19 protein-coding genes, 1 tRNA gene and 1 pseudogene are annotated in these 18700 nt (G+C 71.3%); 13 read left to right on the top strand and 8 right to left on the bottom strand.

The features are described 5' to 3' along the window. A partial coding sequence (locus ACTIDRAF_RS28315; protein WP_016698810.1) for an FtsK/SpoIIIE domain-containing protein occupies positions 1–1981 on the top strand: 1981 nt, incomplete at its 5' end. A gap of 142 nt (positions 1982–2123) precedes the next feature. On the opposite strand, the gene ACTIDRAF_RS0211095 is transcribed toward ACTIDRAF_RS28315, so the two are convergent. The 3 genes from ACTIDRAF_RS0211095 to ACTIDRAF_RS33765 all read right to left on the bottom strand — a co-directional run bounded on the left by ACTIDRAF_RS0211095 (position 2124) and on the right by ACTIDRAF_RS33765 (position 2927). Further along, positions 2124–2312, bottom strand: a complete 189-nt coding sequence (locus ACTIDRAF_RS0211095; protein ID WP_157162978.1) for a hypothetical protein — start codon at positions 2310–2312, stop codon at positions 2124–2126. Positions 2313–2377: 65 nt separating this feature from the next. Then, positions 2378–2620 carry a hypothetical protein gene (locus ACTIDRAF_RS32770; protein WP_245533498.1) on the bottom strand — a complete coding sequence of 81 codons (243 nt, stop codon included), beginning with the start codon at positions 2618–2620 and terminating at the stop codon, positions 2378–2380. Beyond that, entirely contained in the window at positions 2613–2927 is a 315-nt protein-coding gene (locus ACTIDRAF_RS33765; RefSeq protein WP_157162977.1) for a hypothetical protein, read from the bottom strand. The genes ACTIDRAF_RS32770 and ACTIDRAF_RS33765 overlap by 8 nt, the downstream gene beginning before the upstream one ends. Positions 2928–3080: 153 nt before the next feature. Between ACTIDRAF_RS33765 and ACTIDRAF_RS35660 the strand changes: the two are divergent. Next, positions 3081–4238 (top strand): annotated as a pseudogene (locus ACTIDRAF_RS35660) (hypothetical protein); the annotation flags it as partial. 114 nt (positions 4239–4352) lie between these two features. After that, positions 4353–4455, top strand: a tRNA-Ile gene (locus ACTIDRAF_RS33760). 333 nt (positions 4456–4788) lie between these two features. Here ACTIDRAF_RS33760 and ACTIDRAF_RS0211085 read toward each other — a convergent pair. Next, on the bottom strand, positions 4789–5628 hold the full coding sequence (locus tag ACTIDRAF_RS0211085) for an SDR family oxidoreductase (RefSeq protein ID WP_026065990.1): 840 nt from the start codon (positions 5626–5628) through the stop codon (positions 4789–4791). Positions 5629–5785: 157 nt separating this feature from the next. Between ACTIDRAF_RS0211085 and ACTIDRAF_RS0211080 the strand changes: the two genes are divergently transcribed. The 3 genes from ACTIDRAF_RS0211080 to ACTIDRAF_RS0211070 all read left to right on the top strand — a co-directional run bounded on the left by ACTIDRAF_RS0211080 (position 5786) and on the right by ACTIDRAF_RS0211070 (position 7966). Then, positions 5786–6691, top strand: a complete 906-nt coding sequence (locus ACTIDRAF_RS0211080; RefSeq protein WP_016698806.1) for a helix-turn-helix transcriptional regulator — start codon at positions 5786–5788, stop codon at positions 6689–6691. 125 nt (positions 6692–6816) lie between these two features. Further along, a complete protein-coding gene (locus tag ACTIDRAF_RS28305; RefSeq protein ID WP_052168779.1) occupies positions 6817–7416 on the top strand; it encodes a PadR family transcriptional regulator in 600 nt (199 codons plus the stop codon). Continuing rightward, complete coding sequence (locus tag ACTIDRAF_RS0211070) at positions 7334–7966, top strand: GyrI-like domain-containing protein (protein ID WP_026065989.1); 633 nt, start codon at positions 7334–7336, stop codon at positions 7964–7966. Before ACTIDRAF_RS28305 ends, ACTIDRAF_RS0211070 begins: the two co-directional genes overlap by 83 nt. Before the next feature lie 558 nt (positions 7967–8524). Here the strand turns inward: ACTIDRAF_RS0211070 and ACTIDRAF_RS0211065 are convergent. Then, on the bottom strand, positions 8525–9109 hold the full coding sequence (locus ACTIDRAF_RS0211065) for a GrpB family protein (RefSeq protein ID WP_016698803.1): 585 nt from the start codon (positions 9107–9109) through the stop codon (positions 8525–8527). Positions 9110–9453: 344 nt separating this feature from the next. Between ACTIDRAF_RS0211065 and ACTIDRAF_RS0211060 the strand changes: the two genes are divergently transcribed. The 4 genes from ACTIDRAF_RS0211060 to ACTIDRAF_RS0211045 all read left to right on the top strand — a co-directional run bounded on the left by ACTIDRAF_RS0211060 (position 9454) and on the right by ACTIDRAF_RS0211045 (position 12706). Beyond that, on the top strand, positions 9454–9975 hold the full coding sequence (locus ACTIDRAF_RS0211060; protein ID WP_026065988.1) for a YlcI/YnfO family protein: 522 nt from the start codon (positions 9454–9456) through the stop codon (positions 9973–9975). A gap of 68 nt (positions 9976–10043) precedes the next feature. Next, positions 10044–10892 (top strand): DUF4097 family beta strand repeat-containing protein, encoded by an 849-nt coding sequence (locus ACTIDRAF_RS0211055; protein WP_016698801.1) that lies wholly within the window; start codon positions 10044–10046, stop codon positions 10890–10892. 30 nt (positions 10893–10922) lie between these two features. Then, positions 10923–11879: a daunorubicin resistance protein DrrA family ABC transporter ATP-binding protein gene (locus ACTIDRAF_RS0211050; RefSeq protein ID WP_016698800.1), complete on the top strand. Its 957-nt coding sequence runs from the start codon at positions 10923–10925 to the stop codon at positions 11877–11879. Further along, on the top strand, positions 11879–12706 hold the full coding sequence (locus ACTIDRAF_RS0211045) for an ABC transporter permease (RefSeq protein ID WP_016698799.1): 828 nt from the start codon (positions 11879–11881) through the stop codon (positions 12704–12706). Before ACTIDRAF_RS0211050 ends, ACTIDRAF_RS0211045 begins: the two co-directional genes overlap by 1 nt. Positions 12707–13254: 548 nt before the next feature. Here ACTIDRAF_RS0211045 and ACTIDRAF_RS0211035 read toward each other — a convergent pair. Further along, on the bottom strand, positions 13255–13854 hold the full coding sequence (locus ACTIDRAF_RS0211035; RefSeq protein ID WP_016698797.1) for a TetR/AcrR family transcriptional regulator: 600 nt from the start codon (positions 13852–13854) through the stop codon (positions 13255–13257). 96 nt (positions 13855–13950) lie between these two features. Between ACTIDRAF_RS0211035 and ACTIDRAF_RS0211030 the strand changes: the two genes are divergently transcribed. Continuing rightward, the gene (locus tag ACTIDRAF_RS0211030) at positions 13951–15141 is read left to right on the top strand and encodes an FAD-dependent monooxygenase (RefSeq protein WP_016698796.1); all 1191 of its coding nucleotides are present in this window, start codon (positions 13951–13953) and stop codon (positions 15139–15141) included. A gap of 75 nt (positions 15142–15216) precedes the next feature. Here the strand turns inward: ACTIDRAF_RS0211030 and ACTIDRAF_RS0211025 are convergent, their stop codons facing one another. Beyond that, complete coding sequence (locus ACTIDRAF_RS0211025; protein ID WP_016698795.1) at positions 15217–16485, bottom strand: epoxide hydrolase family protein; 1269 nt, start codon at positions 16483–16485, stop codon at positions 15217–15219. A gap of 64 nt (positions 16486–16549) precedes the next feature. On the opposite strand from ACTIDRAF_RS0211025, the gene ACTIDRAF_RS0211020 reads away from it, so the two are divergent. Continuing rightward, the gene (locus tag ACTIDRAF_RS0211020; protein ID WP_039786823.1) at positions 16550–17530 is read left to right on the top strand and encodes a helix-turn-helix transcriptional regulator; all 981 of its coding nucleotides are present in this window, start codon (positions 16550–16552) and stop codon (positions 17528–17530) included. Between the two features lie 200 nt (positions 17531–17730). Here ACTIDRAF_RS0211020 and ACTIDRAF_RS0211015 read toward each other — a convergent pair whose 3' ends face one another. Further along, the gene (locus ACTIDRAF_RS0211015; protein ID WP_016698793.1) at positions 17731–18117 is read right to left on the bottom strand and encodes a MerR family transcriptional regulator; all 387 of its coding nucleotides are present in this window, start codon (positions 18115–18117) and stop codon (positions 17731–17733) included. Positions 18118–18156: 39 nt separating this feature from the next. On the opposite strand from ACTIDRAF_RS0211015, the gene ACTIDRAF_RS0211010 reads away from it, so the two are divergent. Beyond that, positions 18157–18579, top strand: coding sequence for a VOC family protein (locus ACTIDRAF_RS0211010; RefSeq protein WP_016698792.1), 423 nt, complete (start codon positions 18157–18159; stop codon positions 18577–18579). The last annotated feature ends 121 nt before the right edge of the window (positions 18580–18700 follow it).

The raw sequence follows: 18700 nt of genomic DNA, 5'->3' as shown, positions 1-18700 counted from the left end.
GGTCGCCACACGGCGGCCACCCGCCACCCCCACCCCACCGAGAGCCGGCCGGGTCGTCGTCGACCTCCTGGGCGTGCTGGTGTCCCTACCCCTGCGGTTCCTCCGCGCGGTGGGGCGGGGAGCGCTGGCCGGACTGCGGGCCTGGCGAGCCTGGGTTGGCGTCCGCGACTACCGCCGTGCGGCCGAGCAGGCGGACAAGCTGGCGGAGAAGTACCGCGACATCCGGGAACTGTCGCTGCTGCGCTGGCGGATCACCCTCACCGTCCTGGCACTGCTCCCCGCCGCCGCCGTGGTCGTGGACCTGCTGTGGGGAGCCACCGGGTCGTGGGTGGCCGCGGTGGGGTGCGCGGCGACCCTGGCGTGGTGGGGTCGACGTCGCGAGGGACAGCCGGGGCGCGCGACGGTGTTGGCTGGCCGGCGGGGCCTGGCGTGGACCTGGGACCCCGGGCCGCTGGCGGCGGCGTTCCGGGACGCCAAGCTCCTCGGCCGAGACGAGATGCTCCAGGTGGTGCACCGGATGCGGCGGAGCGGCGCCGGGTGGGCGGTGACCATCGACCTTCCCGCCACCCGCAAGGCCACCGACGTGCTGCACCACCGGGAGGCGTTGGCGTCCGCGCTGGCCGTGGACGAGACCCAACTCGTGGTCGAACGCGTTCGGGGCGAGGCTGGGCACGCCGGCCGAGTGGCGCTGTGGGTGGCCGATCGCGACCCCTACGCAGGGCCAGCCACCGGGACGCCCGTTCTCGCGGTGGCCCAGTGGGACGTGTGGCACCCGGTGCCCTTCGGGGTGGACGCGCGCCAGCGGCAGGTGGATCTCCCGTTGGTGTGGACCTCGCTGCTGATCGGTGCGCTCCCTCGACAGGGGAAGACCTTCGCGGCGCGAGTCGCGGTGTCCGGCGCGATCCTCGATCCGCACGCCCGCCTCTACGTCGCCGACTTCAAGGCGGGCAAGGACTGGGACGCCGCCGCGACCCTGGCTCACCGGTTCCTCTCCGGTGACGACCACAGCGACGTCCACGACCTGATCGGCTGGCTTGAGGAACTCGTGCGTGATGTCCAGGACCGCTACCGGCGGATGCGGCAGCTTCCCGACGACCGGTGTCCGGAGTCGAAGGTGACCCGGGAACTGAGCCGAGACCCGGCACTGGCGATGCCGGTGAGCGTCGTCCTGATCGACGAGGTGCACGTGCCCCTCGAACACCGGGAACCGCTCGCGGTGCGGGACCGCGCCACCACCACCGGGGAGCACGTGGCCGAGCTGCTGACCTGGCTGGCGAGGAAGGGGCCGGCAGCCGGCGTCGTGCTGGTGCTGACGACCCAGCGTCCGGACACCCGCACCATCCCCTCCGGCCTGCGCGCGGTGTTGGGTTCCCGCTTCGCGCTGCGGGTCATGGACTGGCGGGACAGCAACATCGTGCTGGGAGACCAGATGCACTCCCGGGGCTACGACAGCAGCCGGCTGTTGCCCGGACACAAGGGGGTGGGCATCCTCCGCCCCGACGCGGAGGAGACCGAGAGCGGCGAGGCTGTCGCGACGACCGTGCGAACCTACTACCTCGCTGACGAGGACTGGCGGATGCTCTGCCGGCGGGGCCGGGTCGTGCGGGAGAAGCTCGGCACCTTGACGGGACACGCCACCGGCGCACGCCCGACCACCGCTCCCGCAGGAACGCCCGCACGGTCTGGGGACACAGGCTCAACGGCTCCTCCGGAACCGTTGTCCGCCGTGCTGGCCTACCTCGACAACTCTCCGGAGGACCGGGAGTTCGTCGCCACCGCCGAACTCGTCGACGCCCTGCGCGTCAACCCCGTCCGCTTCGCCCAGCAGTTGCGGGACTCGGGCTGCCGCCCCACCCGGTACCGGGTAGCCACCGCCCACGGGAACCGGCAGGTGCGCGGCTACCGGATCAGCGACATCCGAGCGGCCGCCGCGACCGCCCGAACCACCCCGTCCTCCGCCACGGGGCAGGGGACGGGATGAAACCTGGGAGGTGTCACGGCGTCACAGGGCGGCCCGTCACACCGAGACAGGGTGTGACGGGCCGCCCACCGCGCTGACCAGCGTCTCCCCGCGCTGTGACGGGTGTGACGGGTCCAACGGACGTCTGTCTGATCGCGCGTTCTCAGTCCTTCCGCCAAGGGTGAGTGCCGTGTTCGGAGTCCGTCACACCCGTCAACACGGGCAGGATCGCGGTGGCGATCTGGTTCTGCGCGTAGGGCCGCACCAACCCCGCGCTGTCCACCTCCTCGGCCTTCCACGCCAACCGGACCGCCGCCCCGGACGCGGTCGCCCGCGAGACGAGTTCCGGCACGCTGACCGACCTGCGATCACCCCGATGCCGGCCCGCCCGCCGGAGCCACCGCAACCACCGCCGGATCACCGCGAGCCACCCAGTTCGAGGTTCGGGCCAGGGCTGCGGGCCAGGCAGGCGTTGCACGGCATCCCGGTGATCCGCCACAAGGGCTCCACCGTGTCCACGTCGAACCGGTGCCCGCAGTAGGCGGTCAGTGCCCGGGGTAGTGGGACATGCCGGTAGATGGGGATCAGATGACAGGTTCGACGTGTTTCCCCCACCAGACCTGGTAGCAGCCGAACGATGAGCAGGATCGGGTCAGCCACGGCGACCGCCGCCCCGCGTCCAGCCCCGCAGCCAGCCGAGCGGCCCCCGTCGCGGAGGACTCGGCGGTCGAGCCGCAGACCGGGCGGCTCGGACGGTGTTCAGGCACCGGCCGCACAACGGCAGCGGTGGGCTGATCAGAGGGGCGGCAAGCAGCGTGACCCCGCAGACGGCCGTGTAGCTCCCGGCCTGCCGCCCCTGGGCGTACTCCTGGTCGGTGACGGCGTGGTCCAGACCGTCCGAGAGGCAAGTCACCCATGTTGTCCACAACCGCTCCACTCTGCGGGCAGCGGTCTCGTCTCCTGACACCCCGACTCCTCCTGTCACAAGTACGAGCAACAGCAGAAGTCAGCGTTGATCACACTACTTCGACAGGAAACGACCTGGTTGCGACCTTTCGCGCCCTCTGACGACCTATGCTGTTCAGCGCTGATCCCCTGACCCGGAAAGGCAGGCAGCGCGATGGACCGAATCACCGGCACGGGTCGAACCGTCATGGGTGAGCTGATCCGCCAGCGCGGGCAGACGGCGGAGGAGTTCAGCGAGGAAGCCGAACGCTTCGCCCGGGAACACGGCATCAACGCCACACTGAGCGTCCGCCACGTCCAGCGCCTGTCCAGTGGACGCAGGGCCGACGGAAGCCCCCTGGGACCGCTCCGCCCCTCCACCCGTCGCCTGCTGGAGGCACTCTTCGAACGATCCGTGGACGAACTCCTCAGCCCAGCGCACGAGCCGGTGCGACACGAGGCGAACCACGAGGAAGCCGCCGAGGAACTCCGAGCGCGCCTCGCCCGCGCCCGAAGCCTTGACGACACGTCGCTTGCACTACTCCGCCAACGACTGGAGATCACCCGCACCCTCGACCGTCAGTTCGGAGCGTCCTTCCTCCTACCCGAATTGCGAATACAGATCAGCCACCTGGAAGCACTACTGAGGGACCTTTTCAACAGCAGGAAACGACGACAGCTTTCACGGATTCTGGTAGACGCACTGACCCTCGCGGCCTGGCAGTCACTCGACCAGGGAGACATACGCGAGGCGTGGGACCACTACAACCGAGCTCGTGCCGTATCCCGCGACGCGGAGGACCGGTCATTGGAGTCCTTTGCTCAGGCCAGCCAAGCGGTCGTGCTCCTGGACACGGGAGACATCGATCTGGCTACCGAGATGACGGCATCCGCATGCCATCTCGCCGCCACCAGGACCCCTCCGTTGCTGGCCTCCTGGCTCGCCGCAGCACACGGAGAGGCGCTGGCCAAGAAGGGAGAAACCGATTCGAGCATCAGGACTTTCGACCGCGCGGAGAGCCTGCTACCCGAAGAACGAAATCAAGCCGAGACGCCGTTCATCGTCTATGATCGATCCCACCTGATTCGCTGGCGCATATCCGCCCTGAGCTACCAGAGCCAACACGTATCCCTGGACCTCCTCAGCAGCACGAGAGCAGGCATGGACCGGACTTTCCAGCGGGCGTACGTCTCGATCTCGATCAATCTCGCTCAGGCGTACCACGACGATGGCTACTACCAAGACGCACAACGGGAGTCCGAGGAAGCGAGGAAGGGCGCGGCGCGACTCGGATCAGTCAGGCTGCTCACGTCCGCGCAGAAGCTGGATCTTCGTGTGAGGCGGGAGCTTCCCCTTCGGCGTGGTCGCCGGGTCGGGAGGGCCGGTGCGGGCACCTGTCCATGCCACTTGTCCATGAACGTGCTCCCAGGGGAGCCTTCAGGGCGAGGGGCCGCGCGCTCAACGCCTCCCCGACCTGCGCTGTGCAGCGATGCCGCGCAGGGGACTCATAATCCCTTGGCCGTGGGTTCGAGCCCCACCTGCCCCACCACCCGTGACCTGGGAGAACAGCTGAACAGGGGTCAACGAAGTTGATCCATGGGTGCCACCTTGGGTGCGCTCATGGCCTCGACTCGTCCGCGTAACGTGCCCGACCCCGGGGCCGCGTCGAGCAGCGTGGTGGCTCCTGGCAGGTGCGGGCCCTCTCCGGAGGGGCTCCGGAAAGGGCGGGCGGCGAACGGCAGGCGGTTGGCCGGCTCATGCTCGAAGGCCCTCCCTCGCATCAGGGCGTCGACACCGCTCGGCGGACGAAGAGCGCGGCGGCTCTCGTCTCCGGTCGTGGACGAGCGGACCTGGACGCGGTTCGAAGGGGCCCCTCGTGGGGTCAGCCGCTGTCCGTGTGCGCGGTGGCAGCCGAGGCTTCGCGCCAGGGAGCGGTCTCGCGTTCGATGCGTTCGGTCATGGCGCAGCGGCGGTCCAGTGCGTCCTGGCCAACGGGCAGGTGCAGGGGGAGCTTGTCGCCGGAGGCGACCCGGTAGATGAAAGCGGCACCCTTGACCGGGTCCCCGAGCTGCTTGTGGTTCGCCTCCTCCGCCCAGTCGAGGGTGACGTGGGCCGGGGTGTCGTCGTAGTCGGTGATGCGGCTTCCTGGCAGCTGTACCGAGGAAGCATCGAGGAAGTCGGTGCGGAACACGCCGGGCTCGACGACCATGCTTTGGATACCGAAGGGCGCGAGCTCGGCCGCGAGGGCTTCGCTGATCCCGGCGACCGCGAACTTGGAGGCGGAGTAGATGCTGACGCCCGGCTCGCCCTCGAAGCCGGACCGGGACCCGATGTGGACGAGCTTGCCCCTGCCTGCCGCACGCATGCTCGGCAGCACGGCACGAGTGGTGTTGATGAGGCCGAAGACGTTCACGTCGAACAGCGCGCGTGCCTCGGCGTCGGTGATCTCCTCGAGCGCGCCGAGCAGGCCGCGGCCGGCGTTGTTGACGAGCACGTCGACCGAGCCGAACCGGTCGATGACCTCGGCCACGGCCGCGCTGGTCCGCGCCTCGTCGGTCACGTCGAGGCGCACCAGCAACGCGTTCGGGTGGTGACGGACATCCTCGGGCAAGTTCTCGGGGCGCCGCGCGGCCAGCGCGACATGCTCACCCGAGGAGAGAGCGACCCGGGCGATCTCGAGACCGAGGCCCCGGCCAGCACCGGTGATCAACCAAACAGACATGTCAGTGCTTCCTTTCGACGGGGGTTCCGCGCCGCGCGGCCGCTCCTGGTTCATGGTCGGTGCGGAGGCGAGCTTCGGCGAAGGCCCGCCGTTTCCTGGGACAGTCTGGGCCCCCTTCCTCCCTTGCGGCCGGCGGAGGGCTTGGGACACTCGAGCTGTGCCCCACCACCTCGAGCCGCGCCTAGCCGACTACCTGCGCGCGGCGCGCGCTCGGCTCTCACCGGAACAGGCCGGCATCCGAGGTGCGGGCCGGCGGCGGGTCGAGGGACTGCGACGCGAGGAGCTCGCGATGCTGGCCGGCGTCAGCGTCGACTACTACACGCGTCTCGAGCAGGGCCGGAGCAGGAGCGCCTCCCCGCAAGTGCTCGATGCCCTCGCCGATGCCCTGTGTCTTGACGAGGCCGAGCGCGCGCACCTGCACACCATCGCGCGACCGGTGCCGGCGCGCCGCCGGCGTGCCTGGCCGAGGCAGCGGTTGCACCCCGCGACGCGGGCACTGCTGGACGACCTGGAGGCGGTGCTCCGACCGGCGTTCGTCCTGGGCCGTCGGCTGGACGTCCTCGGGCAGAACCGGCTCGCCGCGCTCCTCATCGCGGACTTCGCCGAGATGCCCGCTCCCGAACGGAACCAGGCACGTTTCGTGTTCCTCGATCCGCACGCTCGGGAGCTCTACGTGGACTGGCCCCGGGTCGCCGCCGACACGGCGGCCATGCTCCGGATGGACGCCGGAAGGCATCCCGAGGACCCCGAGTTGGGTCAGCTCGTCGGTCATCTGTCGATCCGCAGCCCGGAGTTCAGGAGCCTCTGGGCACGCAACCGGGTGCACGAGCGCGGCATCGGCACGAAGCGGTACCACCACCCGGTGGTCGGAGACCTCACGATCACCTACCAGGCGTTCGCACCGGGCGACGACCCGGACCAGACCCTGCTGGTCTACGACACGGAGCCCGGGTCCAGCTCGGCCCACGCATTACGGCTCCTCGCCGGCTCGGCCCCGGCGGGTTCCCCGGATCTCCCGAGGGACAGACCACACTCGACGGCGCCCGCCGAACACCACCACTGACGACCGCCTGCCGCAGGCCGCCCGCCGTCTCGCTGATCTCTCCGCCTGCTCGGCCCCGCAGTGCGCACGCCTCGCCAGAGGCCTCACGGTCACGGATCCGCTCATTCTAGTACTAGAATAGCGCCATGGAGCTCACACCAGCGGAGCTGACAGTGCTGGGCCTGGTCATCGAACGACCTCAGCACGGCTACGACCTGGAACGGGTCATCGAGCAGCGCGGCATCCGCCAGTGGACCGACATCGGCTTCTCCTCGATCTACTACCTGCTCACCAGGCTGGAGAAGCGCGGGCTGGTCCACGTGCCGGACGCCCCCGCGACCGCGAGGTCCCGACGGGTCTTCCACGCCACCGGGGAGGGTCGCCAGGCCGCGCGGGATACCGCGCTCGCCCTGGTCACCGAGCTGCAGCCCGCGACGAACCCACTGCTGGTCGGAGTGGCGAACCTGCCCCTGCTCTCCGACGAGGAGTACGCACAGGCCCTCCGAAGCCGCCTGACCCAGGTGGAGGCGCGCCTCATCGGCATTCGCGCCGCCGAGGCCGCCCCAGTCCCCCTCCCGCTCCCGGCGCGGGAGGTCTTCTCGTACTCACTGAGCCTCCTCGAGGCGGAAAGGTCGTGGCTCGCCGAGCGAGTCCGGGTGACCGATGACGAACAAGATCGACTTCAAGAGGAGCCTCGACGCCTACCAGGCGAAGCAGGACCAGTTCCGGATCATCGACGTACCTGATCTGCGGTACCTGATGGTCGACGGCCACGGGGACCCGAACACCTCGCCGGCGTTCTCGGAGGCGGTCGAGGCCCTCTACCCGATCGCCTACAAGCTGAAGATGGCCAGCAAGCGGGACCTCGGGCAGGACTACGTCGTCATGCCGCTGGAAGGCCTGTGGTGGGCCGAGGACCTCGACTCCTTCACGTCCTCACGGGACAAGTCCCGGTGGGACTGGACGATGATGATCATGGTTCCCGACTGGATCGACCAGGACATGTTCGCCGCGGCCGTGCGGCAGGTCGGGACGAGGAAGCCGCCGGCTCGCCTCGACGGAGTCCGGTTGGAACAGCTGTCCGAGGGCCGGTGCGTCCAGACCCTGCACGTCGGTTCCTTCGACGACGAGACCGCGGTGCTCAACCGGCTGCACCACGAGTTCGTGCCCGACAACGAACTCCGCATGGTGGGCAAGCACCACGAGATCTACCTCAGTGACTTTCGGAGGGTGGCGCCGGCGAAACTGCGCACCATCCTCCGCCAGCCGGTCCGCTCCGCCAGCACGGACGAGTGACGCACGACCGGCGCCAGCGTTCCGGGGCACCGTTTCCTGGAGCACCAGCGCACCGCTCGGAACGCGTTGTTCGCCACCGCCTGGCCGCCGAATGAGGCCCCGCTCACCGAGCTGTCCTCCCGTCACGCATCGCGGCGAGCCCGTTCCAACGGGCGCGCCTCTCCCATCCCCAGGCCGCAGGAAGGCCCGTGCTCGACAGGGGTCCCGAGATCGGCTGTCGGCCAGGATGACGACCGAGGGCCCGACATCGCCAGCGCTGGTTGCTTCCCTCGCGGCGGCCAGTTCGCACGGCTTCGCCAGCTCTGGTCGCGGCGGTATCGCGCACAGGGTCCGGGTCCGTCCGACCACCATGTCACGCATTCGTGGGGAGGCCGTCAGGAGCAGGTTCACGGGAGAGGTTTCGAGGGAGGCGAGGCACCGCGAGCAAGGTCACGCGGAGCCGGCGCCAGTTCGCCTCCAAGGAACGTCGTCGGTTCGCCTCCCGAAGCGCCTGGGTGATCGAGGGCGGGCTCACCCCAACCGGCGCGAGGACGGGCGCACCCGGCGAGGAGGTGAACCCTAGGCTCCTGGCCTGCTCGGTCTCCCTCCTCCCGCGATGGCGCGGTGGATCTCCTGGACGATGTCCCCCTTGGCGTCGGCGTAGTCCTGGACGTGCCGCCAGGTCCGTCGCGCGAGGTCACGTTTGACCGCTTCGTAGCGCTGCCTGTCGCGGGCGTTCCCGCGCAGGTGGTCGCGGAACGCGGTCATCCGGTCGATCTCCGGGCAGCCGGCGGTGAAGACGTGCAGGTTGACCTCGGGGGCCGTTCCCTTCAGCAGGCGGTGTTGGAACCAGTCGGGTTCTCGGATGCGCAGCACGTACCCGGCCGCTTCCAGGTCGGGCACGTAGTCCGCCTCGGCGGCGGAGTCCGCGACGGCGAGGACGATGTCGAGGATCGGCTTCGCGGCCAGGGAGGGGACGGAGGTCGATCCCACGTGTTCGACCGCCAGTGCCCGGTCCCCCAGGGCCTCCCGGATCCGCGTGGCCTCCCGCGAGAACAGCTGGGGCCACCGGGGGTCGGGGTCGACGATCTCGATGGTGCCGTCGTGGGGTTGGACCGCTCCCACGGTCACCTCGGCCAGCTGCTCGTCACCTGTACTCGACATGGGGCCCCCGATCTCTGGACGCCGACATGGTCCTCGCGCCGGTTCGCTGCCCGCAAGCGGTTTTCGGGGTGCGTGGGGTTCGAGGGCGAGGACCGGTTCGAGCAGCCTCCGACCGACGTTGCCGCAACCAGGGGAGGGGATGTCGCGTCGCGTTCCGGGACCCGCACGGCCCGGAGCAGCCAGGCGAGATCCGGCCGGTCAGGTGTCGTGTCACCCTACGGCGCCGGCCGCTGGCCCGCTGACCAGCGTGTACTCCCCAGCCAGCTCCGCCGCTGAGCCACTCGCGTGCCACTCATGCGCCAACCTGCCTTACACCTGAGCCAGAGTGGTGCCATGATGATGCCATGGACTTGACCAGGTATGTGAGCCAGTTGGGCCGTGAGTTCGCGGCCCTCGCCAACGCCGGCGGCGAGGAGTCGCGTGCGCTGGTCGAGCGCCTGACCGGTCCACTCGAGTCAGCGATCCGCATGACACTGCTGGACGCCCTCTCCGCGGCCTCGGACGAGATCACCCGCGACCTGGCTCCGGGGTCGGTGGAACTGCGCCTGCGCGGACGCGATCCGAGCTTCGTCGTGACCCCACCCCCCAGCGAACCGTCTGCCGATCCGACCGTTGGCGAACCCGCGACGACGGCGAACCCGCCCGCCATCCCCGAGGACGGACCGACGACGCGCATCAACGTCCGGCTGCCCGAACAACTGAAGGCCGCGGTGGAGGAAGCCGCGGCCCGGGAGGGTCGCTCGGTCAACGCCTGGCTGGTGCGGGCCGCCACCGCCGCCCTGCGACAGCCGGAGCGCGACCCGCGCTCCGAGCACACCGGCCGGGGCACTCGGGGCAAACAGGGCTTCACCGGCTGGGTTCGCTGAGCGCACCCACCTCCACCACACGTCCCCCGCGCGGGGGACGCTCCACCACCACCTCACGGGGAATCACCATGCCCAGATTCGACACGCCCGAACCCATCTCCGTCCTGCTGGAACTCGGCGTCACCAGCGAAGTGCGGGTCATCGCGAGCGACCGGACCGACACCCGGGTCGAGGTGCGCCCGACCGACGAGTCCGACGACTCCGACGTGCGGACCGCCCAGCAGGTCACCGTCGAGTACGCCAGCGGTGTCCTGCGAGTCCAGGGACCGAAGGTCCCGGCCTTCGACTTCTCCCGGAAGACCAGGTCGGTCGACGTGGTGGTCGAGCTGCCCACCGGTTCCCACCTGACCGGCTCGGTGCAACTCGGGGACCTGAACTGCGTCGGCCGGCTCGCGGCGACCCGCTTCAAGACCTCCACGGGGCACATCCACCTCGAACACACCGGTCCGCTGCACGTGGACACGGCGCACGGTCACGTCACCGTGGCCCACGTCGAAGGGGACGCCGAGATCCACACCGGGTCCGGGAAGGTGAGCCTCGGCCGGATCGAGGGCACCTCGGTCGTCAGGAACTCCAACGGTGACATCCGCATCGACACGGCCGGTGACCACGCCCGGTTGCGCTCGTCGAACGGCGGGATCTCCGTCGAGCGGGCGGAGGCGGGACTGGCCGCGAGGACGGCCAACGGGAGTGTCCGAGTCGGTGAGGCGACCCGCGACGCCGTCACGCTCGAGACCGCGCTCGGTGGGATCGAGGTCGGCATCGCCGCCGGCACCGCCGCCTGGCTCGAGGTGGCCACCAAGTTCGGCCGGGTGCGCAACCTGCTGGACGAGGCCTCCGGCCCGAAGGAGTCCGAAGTGACCGTCGAGGTCCGGGCGCGTACCTCCCACGGCGACATCACGATCCGCCGTGCCTGATCACCTCCCGCCCAGGACGGAAGGGGAAGCATGACCACCACACCCGCCCCACCGGCGATCTCGGTGACCGGGCTGCGCAAGTCCTTCGGCGAGCACGTCGTACTCGCCGGGCTCGACCTGACCGTCCCCACCGGGACGGTGTACTCCCTGCTCGGCGCGAACGGAGCTGGCAAGTCCACCACCGTCAGGATCCTGTCCACCCTGGCCGCTCCCGACGGCGGCTCCGCACGGGTCCGCGGGCACGACCTCAGGACCGAACCCGACGCGGTCCGCGCGACGATCGGCGTCACCGGCCAGTTCTCGGCGGTGGACTCCCTCCTCACCGGTGAGGAGAACCTGCTCCTGATGGCGGACCTGCACCACCTGCCCCGACGTGACGGCCGGCGGCGCGTCGCTGAGCTCCTGCGGCGGTTCGACCTGGTCGACGCCGCTCAGCGCCCGGCGTCCACCTACTCGGGAGGTATGCGGCGGCGGCTCGACCTCGCGATGACCCTGGTCGGCGACCCCCAGGTGATCTTCCTCGACGAACCGACCACCGGGTTGGATCCCCGGAGTCGCCGGGCGATGTGGCGGATCGTCCGCGAGCTGGTGTCCACCGGGGTGACCGTCTTCCTCACCACCCAGTACCTCGAGGAAGCCGACGAGCTGGCGGATCGGATCGGCGTCCTCCACCACGGGAGGCTGGTCGCGGAGGGCACGGCGGAGGAGCTGAAACGGCTCGTCCCCGGGGGCCACGTGCTCCTGCGGTTCGCGGACCCGACCAGCCTGGAGGACGCCGAACGCGCGCTCGGCACTTCCTCGCGGGAGAACGGCACGCTTGCCCTGCGCGTGCCCAGCGACGGCGGTCTCCGGTCGTTGCGGGAAGTGCTCGGCAGGCTCGACGACCGGAGTATCGAGGTCGAGGGGCTGTCCGTGCGCACCCCCGACCTCGACGACGTCTTCCTTGCCCTGACCGGCCAGCCCGGCACCGAGAAGGTGAGCACCTGATGGTCACCGCACCCTCCCTCCCCGGCCCGGCGCCCGCCGCCCTCCGGTTCCACCCGTTGCGGGATTCGGCGACGATGTCGCGCCGCAACCTCCGGCACATGCTCCGGTATCCGTCGACGACCCTGCTGCTCGTCGGGATGCCGATCGTGTTCCTCCTGCTGTTCGTGTACGTCTTCGGCGGGACGTTGGGCGCCGGGATCAGCGAAGGCCCCGGCGGACGGTCCGAGTACCTCACCTACGTCGTACCGGCCATCCTCCTGATGACCATCACCTCGACGGTGCAGGGCACCGCCATCTCGATCGCCATGGACCTGACCGAGGGGATCATCGCCCGGTTCCGCACCATGCACATCGCCCGGGTCTCGGTCCTGACCGGCCACGTCGTGGGGAGCCTGGTCCAGGCCTTCCTCAGCCTGGCGATCGTGATGGGCGTGGCGCTGCTCATCGGTTTCCGGCCCGAGGCCGGGCTGGGCGGCTGGCTGGCGACCACGGGTTTCCTCGCCGTGGTGACCTTCGCCCTCGTGTGGCTCTCGGTGGCTCTCGGTCAGGTCAGCAGGAGCGTGGAGACCGCGAGCAACCTGCCGATGCCGTTGATCCTGCTGCCCTTCCTCAGCAGCGGATTCGTCCCCACCGACTCGATGCCCACCGGGCTGCGCTGGTTCGCCGAGTACCAGCCGTTCACCCCGATCATCGAGACGCTGCGCGGCCTGCTGATGGACCAGCCGGTCGGCCACCACGGCTGGGTCGCGCTCGGCTGGTGCGCGCTCATCACGCTCGGCGGGTATCTCTGGTCGCGGAAGCTGTACGGTCGCGAGCACCCGAGCTGACCGGTAGGCATCCTCACCGCCCGTCGCCTCCTGGCTCACGGGGTTCCCAACCGCCCACCCCGGAGCCGGGGTGGGCGGTTCCGCCCGGGGTCGACGGGGTCCGATGCGCGGCTCCGCTCGGCGCCCACACGCGGGGTTCCTCACCGGTGGGGGCGAGGTCGGTCAGGAGGCGGGCAGCGGTGGCGAAGGCCCGCGCGGAGGGGGACCGCGCTCCCCTCTCGCTACCGGGCCAGGGGGTACCCGTGGTCGACCTCGGGGGTGGTGGGGACCAGGTGCGGGGCCGGGGTCCGGTCCGGCGGGTGCCGGCTCCGTCGGCCGTGCGCGCACCGGTGGCCCGCCGAGGTCGGTTGACCGTCGGAGCGTGGCACCGGCTGACCGGTCGCGGGCACCACCGCCCGGCGTGCCGCGCTGCCACCCGGGGGAGCCTCGGCGGGTCACCTCACCACCCGGGTGGCGGCAGGACCAGCGGAGAGCCCGGTCGACCTCCACCCTGGCCCCGCCGATCGCGCGCCGGGGAGCGCGGGGCATGTCGTGTGCTCCCGGGTGGGTCAGGCGGGAGCGGGCGAGGTGACGGGGGCGAGCAGGCCGGTGACGGCGCTGCGGAGGCGGGCGTGGATGCCTGGCTGGTGGCCGGCCGTGAGGGCGAGGTGGTGGAACACCCCGACCACGGCGAGGGCGAGCGCGTCGGGGTCGGCGGGCGGGGCGAGCCGGCCGAGCCGTTGTTCGGCGGCGAGGTAGCTGGTGGCGGCCGCTTCGAGGGCGTCGAGGCCGCTGCCACCAGGCCCGAGCACGGCGTGGACCCGCTCCACGAGCCCGGGGCGGGCGACGAGGAGGGTGAGGGTGGCCCGGAGGCTGGTCAACGGTGTGGCGGTGAGCGCGTCGGACAGGTTGCCGGCGACCTCGCCCGTGCCGGCCCGGTCGGAGAGCGTCGCGGCGCCGGCGGAGATCAGGAAGGAACGGTCGGTGGCGTAGGCGGCGAGGAAGTCGTCGAGGTCGGCGAAGTGGGCGTAGAGGAGACCGCTGGCGACGCCGGCCTCGGTGGTGACGGCGCGCCCGCTGAGCCGGCTCGGTCCGTCCCGGTCGATGACGCGTTCGACGGCGGCGAACAGTTCCTGGCGGATCTCCGGGATGGCGACTCCTCTGGGCACGGGCCCCAGTCTAGGTGGGGGTACCCCCGACCACCCCATGATGAGCATGTGTTCATACTAGGTTTGAACACATGCTCATCAAGGGAGGGGTACGCCATGGCGCTCGACTTCACCGGAACGGCGCGGCGGCGAGCGGTCGTCGTCGGCGCGGGCATCGCGGGACTGGCCGCCGCGACCAGGCTGCGCCACATCGGTTGGGACGTCCTCGTGGTGGAACGCTCCCCCACCCGGCGGAGCAGCGGCTACCTCGTGAACCTGACCGGCCCCGGGTACGACGCCGCCGAGCGCCTGGGCATCCTGCCCGCGCTCGGGGCACGCGACCTCGGGTTCCTCACCTCGGTCCTGATCAGGGCCGATGGACGCCGCACGTTCACCGTCCCGCCCGCGCTCGCCCAGGGCGCCCTGGGGGGCCGGGCGGTCACCGCGTTCCGGGGTGACCTGGAGGCAGCGCTCCACGCGGCGGCCGAGGGCGCCGCCGAGTTCCGCTTCGGCACCACCGTCCGCGCCGTCCACCAGGACGCCAACGGGGTCCAGGCGACCCTGAGCGACGGTGGCACCGTCGACGCCGACCTGCTCGTCGGCGCCGACGGCCTGCACTCCGGCATCCGGCGGCTCGTGTTCGGCCCCGAGGCCGACTTCCGGCTGGACCTGCGGCACGTGGTGGGCGCGCTCCCCCTGGACCGGGTCTCGCGGGAGGTACCGGACCGGACCAGCGCGACGTTCATCGGCCCCGGCCGCACCGCCGCCGTCATCAACCTGGGGCCGGGCCGGTCCTCGGCGTTCTTCACCTACCGCTGCCCCGACGTCGACGGCGAACTCGCGCGCGGAGCGACGGAGTCACTGACGTCGGCGTTCGGTGACCTGGGCGGCCCGGTACCCGACGTCCTCCGCCAACTCGGGGCGAACCCGGACCTCGTCTACTTCGACTCGGTCAGCCAGATCGTGGCGGAGAGCTGGAGCCGGGGCCGGGTCGTGCTGCTCGGCGACGCGGCCTGGTGCGTCACGCTGTTCGCCGGCCGCGGCGCGGGTCTGGCACTGGCCGGCGCCGACCGCCTCGCCGCCGCCCTCTCCGACCACGGCGACGACGTGCCGGCCGCGTTGCGCGGCTGGGAGTCGTCGCTGCGCGCGGAGGTCCGGAAGCGGCAGTCCCTGGCGCGGAAGGGGATGAGCCAGTACGCCCCGCCGACGAGAGCGCACGTGTGGGCGCGCGCGCTCGCCATCCGGGCCATCCACCTCCCGGGCGTCCGGGTGCTGGTCCAGCGTGCCGTCCGGCGCGCGAACCAGTAGCGGTCGGGCCCGCCCATCGACCACGGCCGGTCGCGGCGCGGGCACGGCGGACCGGCGTGCCCAACCCCGCCCGGCTCAGCGGAGCTGGCGGAAGAACGCCCGGACGTCGGCCACCAACGCGCCAGGGTCCTCCTGGGACAGGAAGTGCCCGCCCCGCTCCAACTCGGTCCACCGCACGACGTTGTGGTCACGCTCGGCCCACGGCCGGACGGTGACGTCGAGGGCGGAGAGCAGGACCGCCGTCGGAGTCGTGCCCCGCTCGGGTGCCCAGCTCACCCCGCTCGCTCCCGCCGGCTCACGGCCGTCCCCGGCCTGGTCAGCCCCACCCCACGAACCGGAGGCAGCGGCCTCCCCTGACGCGTCCCACTCGCCTCCCCCCTCGGCGTCGCTCCAGGAGTTCGCCGACATCTCCTCGTAGTAGATCTGGGCAGCCGAGCCCGCCGTTCCGGTGAACCAGTACAGGGCGACGGTGGTCAGCATCCAGTCCCGGTCGAGGCTCTCCTCGGGCAGGCCGTCCTCGGGCTCGGACAGCTCCTTGAACTTCTCCACGATCCAGGCGAGCTGGCCGACCGGGGAGTCGTGCAGCCCGTAGGCGACGGTCCGCGGCCGCTTCGCGTTGCACTGGAGGTAGCCGTCGTTGTAGTCCCGCATCCCGTCCCAGCTGCGCTGTTCCTTCTCGGTGAGGCCGTCCATCTCCCCCGGCGCGCCGACCGGGAAGGAGAGCATGGCGTTGACGTGGACGCCCACCACGTGGTCGGTCGCCTGCCTGGCCACCTCGGGAGCGATCCAGCTCCCGGTGTCGTAACCCTGCACGCCGTACCGCTCGTAGCCGAGTTCGGCCATCAGCCGGGCGAGGATCCCCGCCATCCTGGCCGCGTTCATGCCCGGCCCGGCCAGCGGCACGGAGAAGCCGAACCCGGGCAGGGACGGGATCACCAGGTGGAAGGCGTCGGCCGGGTCACCTCCGTGCGCGCGGGGATCGGTGAGGGGCGCGATGACCTCGAGGAAGTCGGCGAAGGTTCCCGGCCAGCCGTGCAGCAGGAGCAGCGGCGTGGCACCCGGCTCGGTGGACCGGACGTGCAGGAAGTGCACGTTCTGCCCGTCGATGCGCGTCGTGAACTGGGGATGCCGGTTGAGCTCGGCCTCCCGGGCGCGCCAGTCGTGGTGCTCCCGCCAGTACTCGGTGAGTTCCCGCAGGTAGGACGTGGGCACTCCCCGGCTCCAGCCCACCCCCGGGACCTCGTCCGGCCAGCGGGTGTTGGTGAGCCGGTCGTGGAGGTCGTCGAGCTGGGTCTGGGGAACGTCGATGCGGAAGGGCCGGATGCCGTTGGCGGTGCCTGTCATGCGGGAGACGGTAGGAACCGGTGAGGACAGTTTGCGTCCTAAGCGGCCGGCAGGCTCTGCTGGTGTGGTGGAAACGTCGGCCAGGCTGCTGAGGCTGCTGTCCCTGCTCCAGGTCCAGCGGGAGTGGACCGCCGCTGATCTCGCCCAGCGGCTGGACGTGAGCACCCGGACGGTCCGCCGGGACGTGGTCAGGCTGCGCTCGCTCGGTTACCCGGTGCACGCCACCCAGGGCACCGCGGGGTACCGCCTCGGCGCGGGAGCGGCGTTGCCCCCGTTGCTGCTGGACGACGACGAGGCCGTCGCGGTGGTGGTCGGCCTGCGCACGGCCACCGCCGGCTCGGTCGCCGGCGTCGAGGAGACCTCGCTGCGCGCGCTGTCCAAACTGGAGCAGGTGCTGCCCTCCCGGCTGCGGTACCGGGTGAACACCCTGCACACGGCGACCGTCCGCGCGGGCACCGTCCCCGGGCCGGGGGTGGACCCCGACGTCCTGATGGCGGTCGCCGAGGCGTGCCGGCGGCGGGAGGGCCTGCGGTTCGACTACGCCAGCCCGCACGGTGGCGTGAGCCCGCGGGCGGCCGAGCCCCACAGCCTGGTCAGTTTCGGTCGGCACTGGTACCTGGTCGCCTTCGACACCGACCGGGACGACTGGCGCACCTTCCGGGTGGACCGGCTGCGGCCCCGCGTCCCGAACGGCCCCCGCTTCACCCCCCGGGAGTTGCCGGGCGGCGAGGACCCCGCCAGTTACGTGGCGCACCGGCTGTCCGCGCGGGCCTGGCCCTACCAGGCGACGGTGACCCTGCACGAGCCGGCCGAGGCGGTCGCGGACCGGATCTGGCCGGGCATGGGGGTCCTCGAGGCCGTCGACCACACCAGCTGCCTGCTGCGCGTGGGTTCCGACAGCCCCCGCGACCTGGCCTGGATGATCACCTCGGTGGATGCCGACTTCACCCTCGTCGACGGGCCGGACGAACTGGTCGCGGGGCTGCGCGCCATCGGGCGGCGGTGCCTGCGCTCCCTCGACGACGATCAGCCCGGAGCTCCCTGACAGCGGCCGGACCCGGGCCACCGGGAGTGGTTGGCCTCGGGCAGCGATGACCACGCCCCCACCGCGTGCTGGGCGGGAACGCGCCCAGAGCGCCCCACCCGGCCTCGGGACCGGGCAACCGGACCGGGCAGGGCACGGCCCGCGTGCGCCCTGCCCGGTGCCCCCGGTGCCCCGGTGGCGCCGACCACGCCTTGCACGTCTCAGGAGGGCCACTCCGGCGTCGGGGACACCTCCGCGTGCCGGTCGAGGGGCGGGGCCTGGTCGATGAACCTGTCCAGGGCGTCGCGCATCCTGCGCCGTTCGGCGATCTCACGGGCGAGGCGGTCGCGTTCGACGACCAGTCGGGAGGTCAGGGAGGTGGTCTGGGTCGCCGGGTCGGCCAGGCATGGCAGCACGTCGGCGATGGCGTGGGTGCCCAAGCCCGCCTCGAGCAGTCGCCGCACCAACAGGACACGCTCGACGACGTGGTCGGAGTAGTGGCGTTGCCCGCTGGGACCTCGTTCGGCGGCGATGAGCCCGCGTTCCTCGTAGTACCGCAGGCAACGCCGGCTGGCGCCGGTGCGCCGCGAGAGTTCACCGATCCGCACTTGCCCCTCACATCAGTGTCAGCTCCTAGCGTGACCAGCATGACCGACACCACGACCACACCGGTCCGGCAGCTGCGCCTCGTCGTCGAGGCCGAGGACTTCGAAGCGGCGCTCACCTTCTACCGGGACGTACTCGGCCTCCCGCAGCGGGCGGCCTTCGAAGGTGACGGGGACGCCAGGGTCGCGATCCTCGACGCCGGCGCGGCCACGCTGGAACTCGCCAACCCCGCGCAGGTGCGGATGATCGACGGCATCGAGGCGGAGGGGACGCGCAGCGCTCGGCTGCGTGTCGCCTTCGAGGTCGACGACGCGGAGGCACGCACCACCGATCTGGTGGCCGGTGGCGCCGAACTCGTCGCCTCCCCCCGGCAGACCCCGTGGCGGTCGCTGAACTCCCGCCTCAACGGCCCGGCGGGCCTCCAGCTGACGTTGTTCGAGGAACTGGACAGCCCCGGCCGATGACCCCCGCCGTTCCCGGCGCGGCCGGCGGGGCGAGTCGAGGATCACCTTCCGGCGATCGGTCCACTCCCGACACACACACGTCACGGATTCTGGGCCATGCTCGGGGAGAGCAGTCAAGTCC

Source organism: Actinoalloteichus spitiensis RMV-1378, from assembly GCF_000239155.1.
Taxonomy (GTDB): Bacteria; Actinomycetota; Actinomycetes; order Mycobacteriales; family Pseudonocardiaceae; genus Actinoalloteichus_B; species Actinoalloteichus_B spitiensis.
Note: the sequence above shows the minus strand (reverse complement) of the source record. Positions and strands in the feature narration are given on the sequence as shown.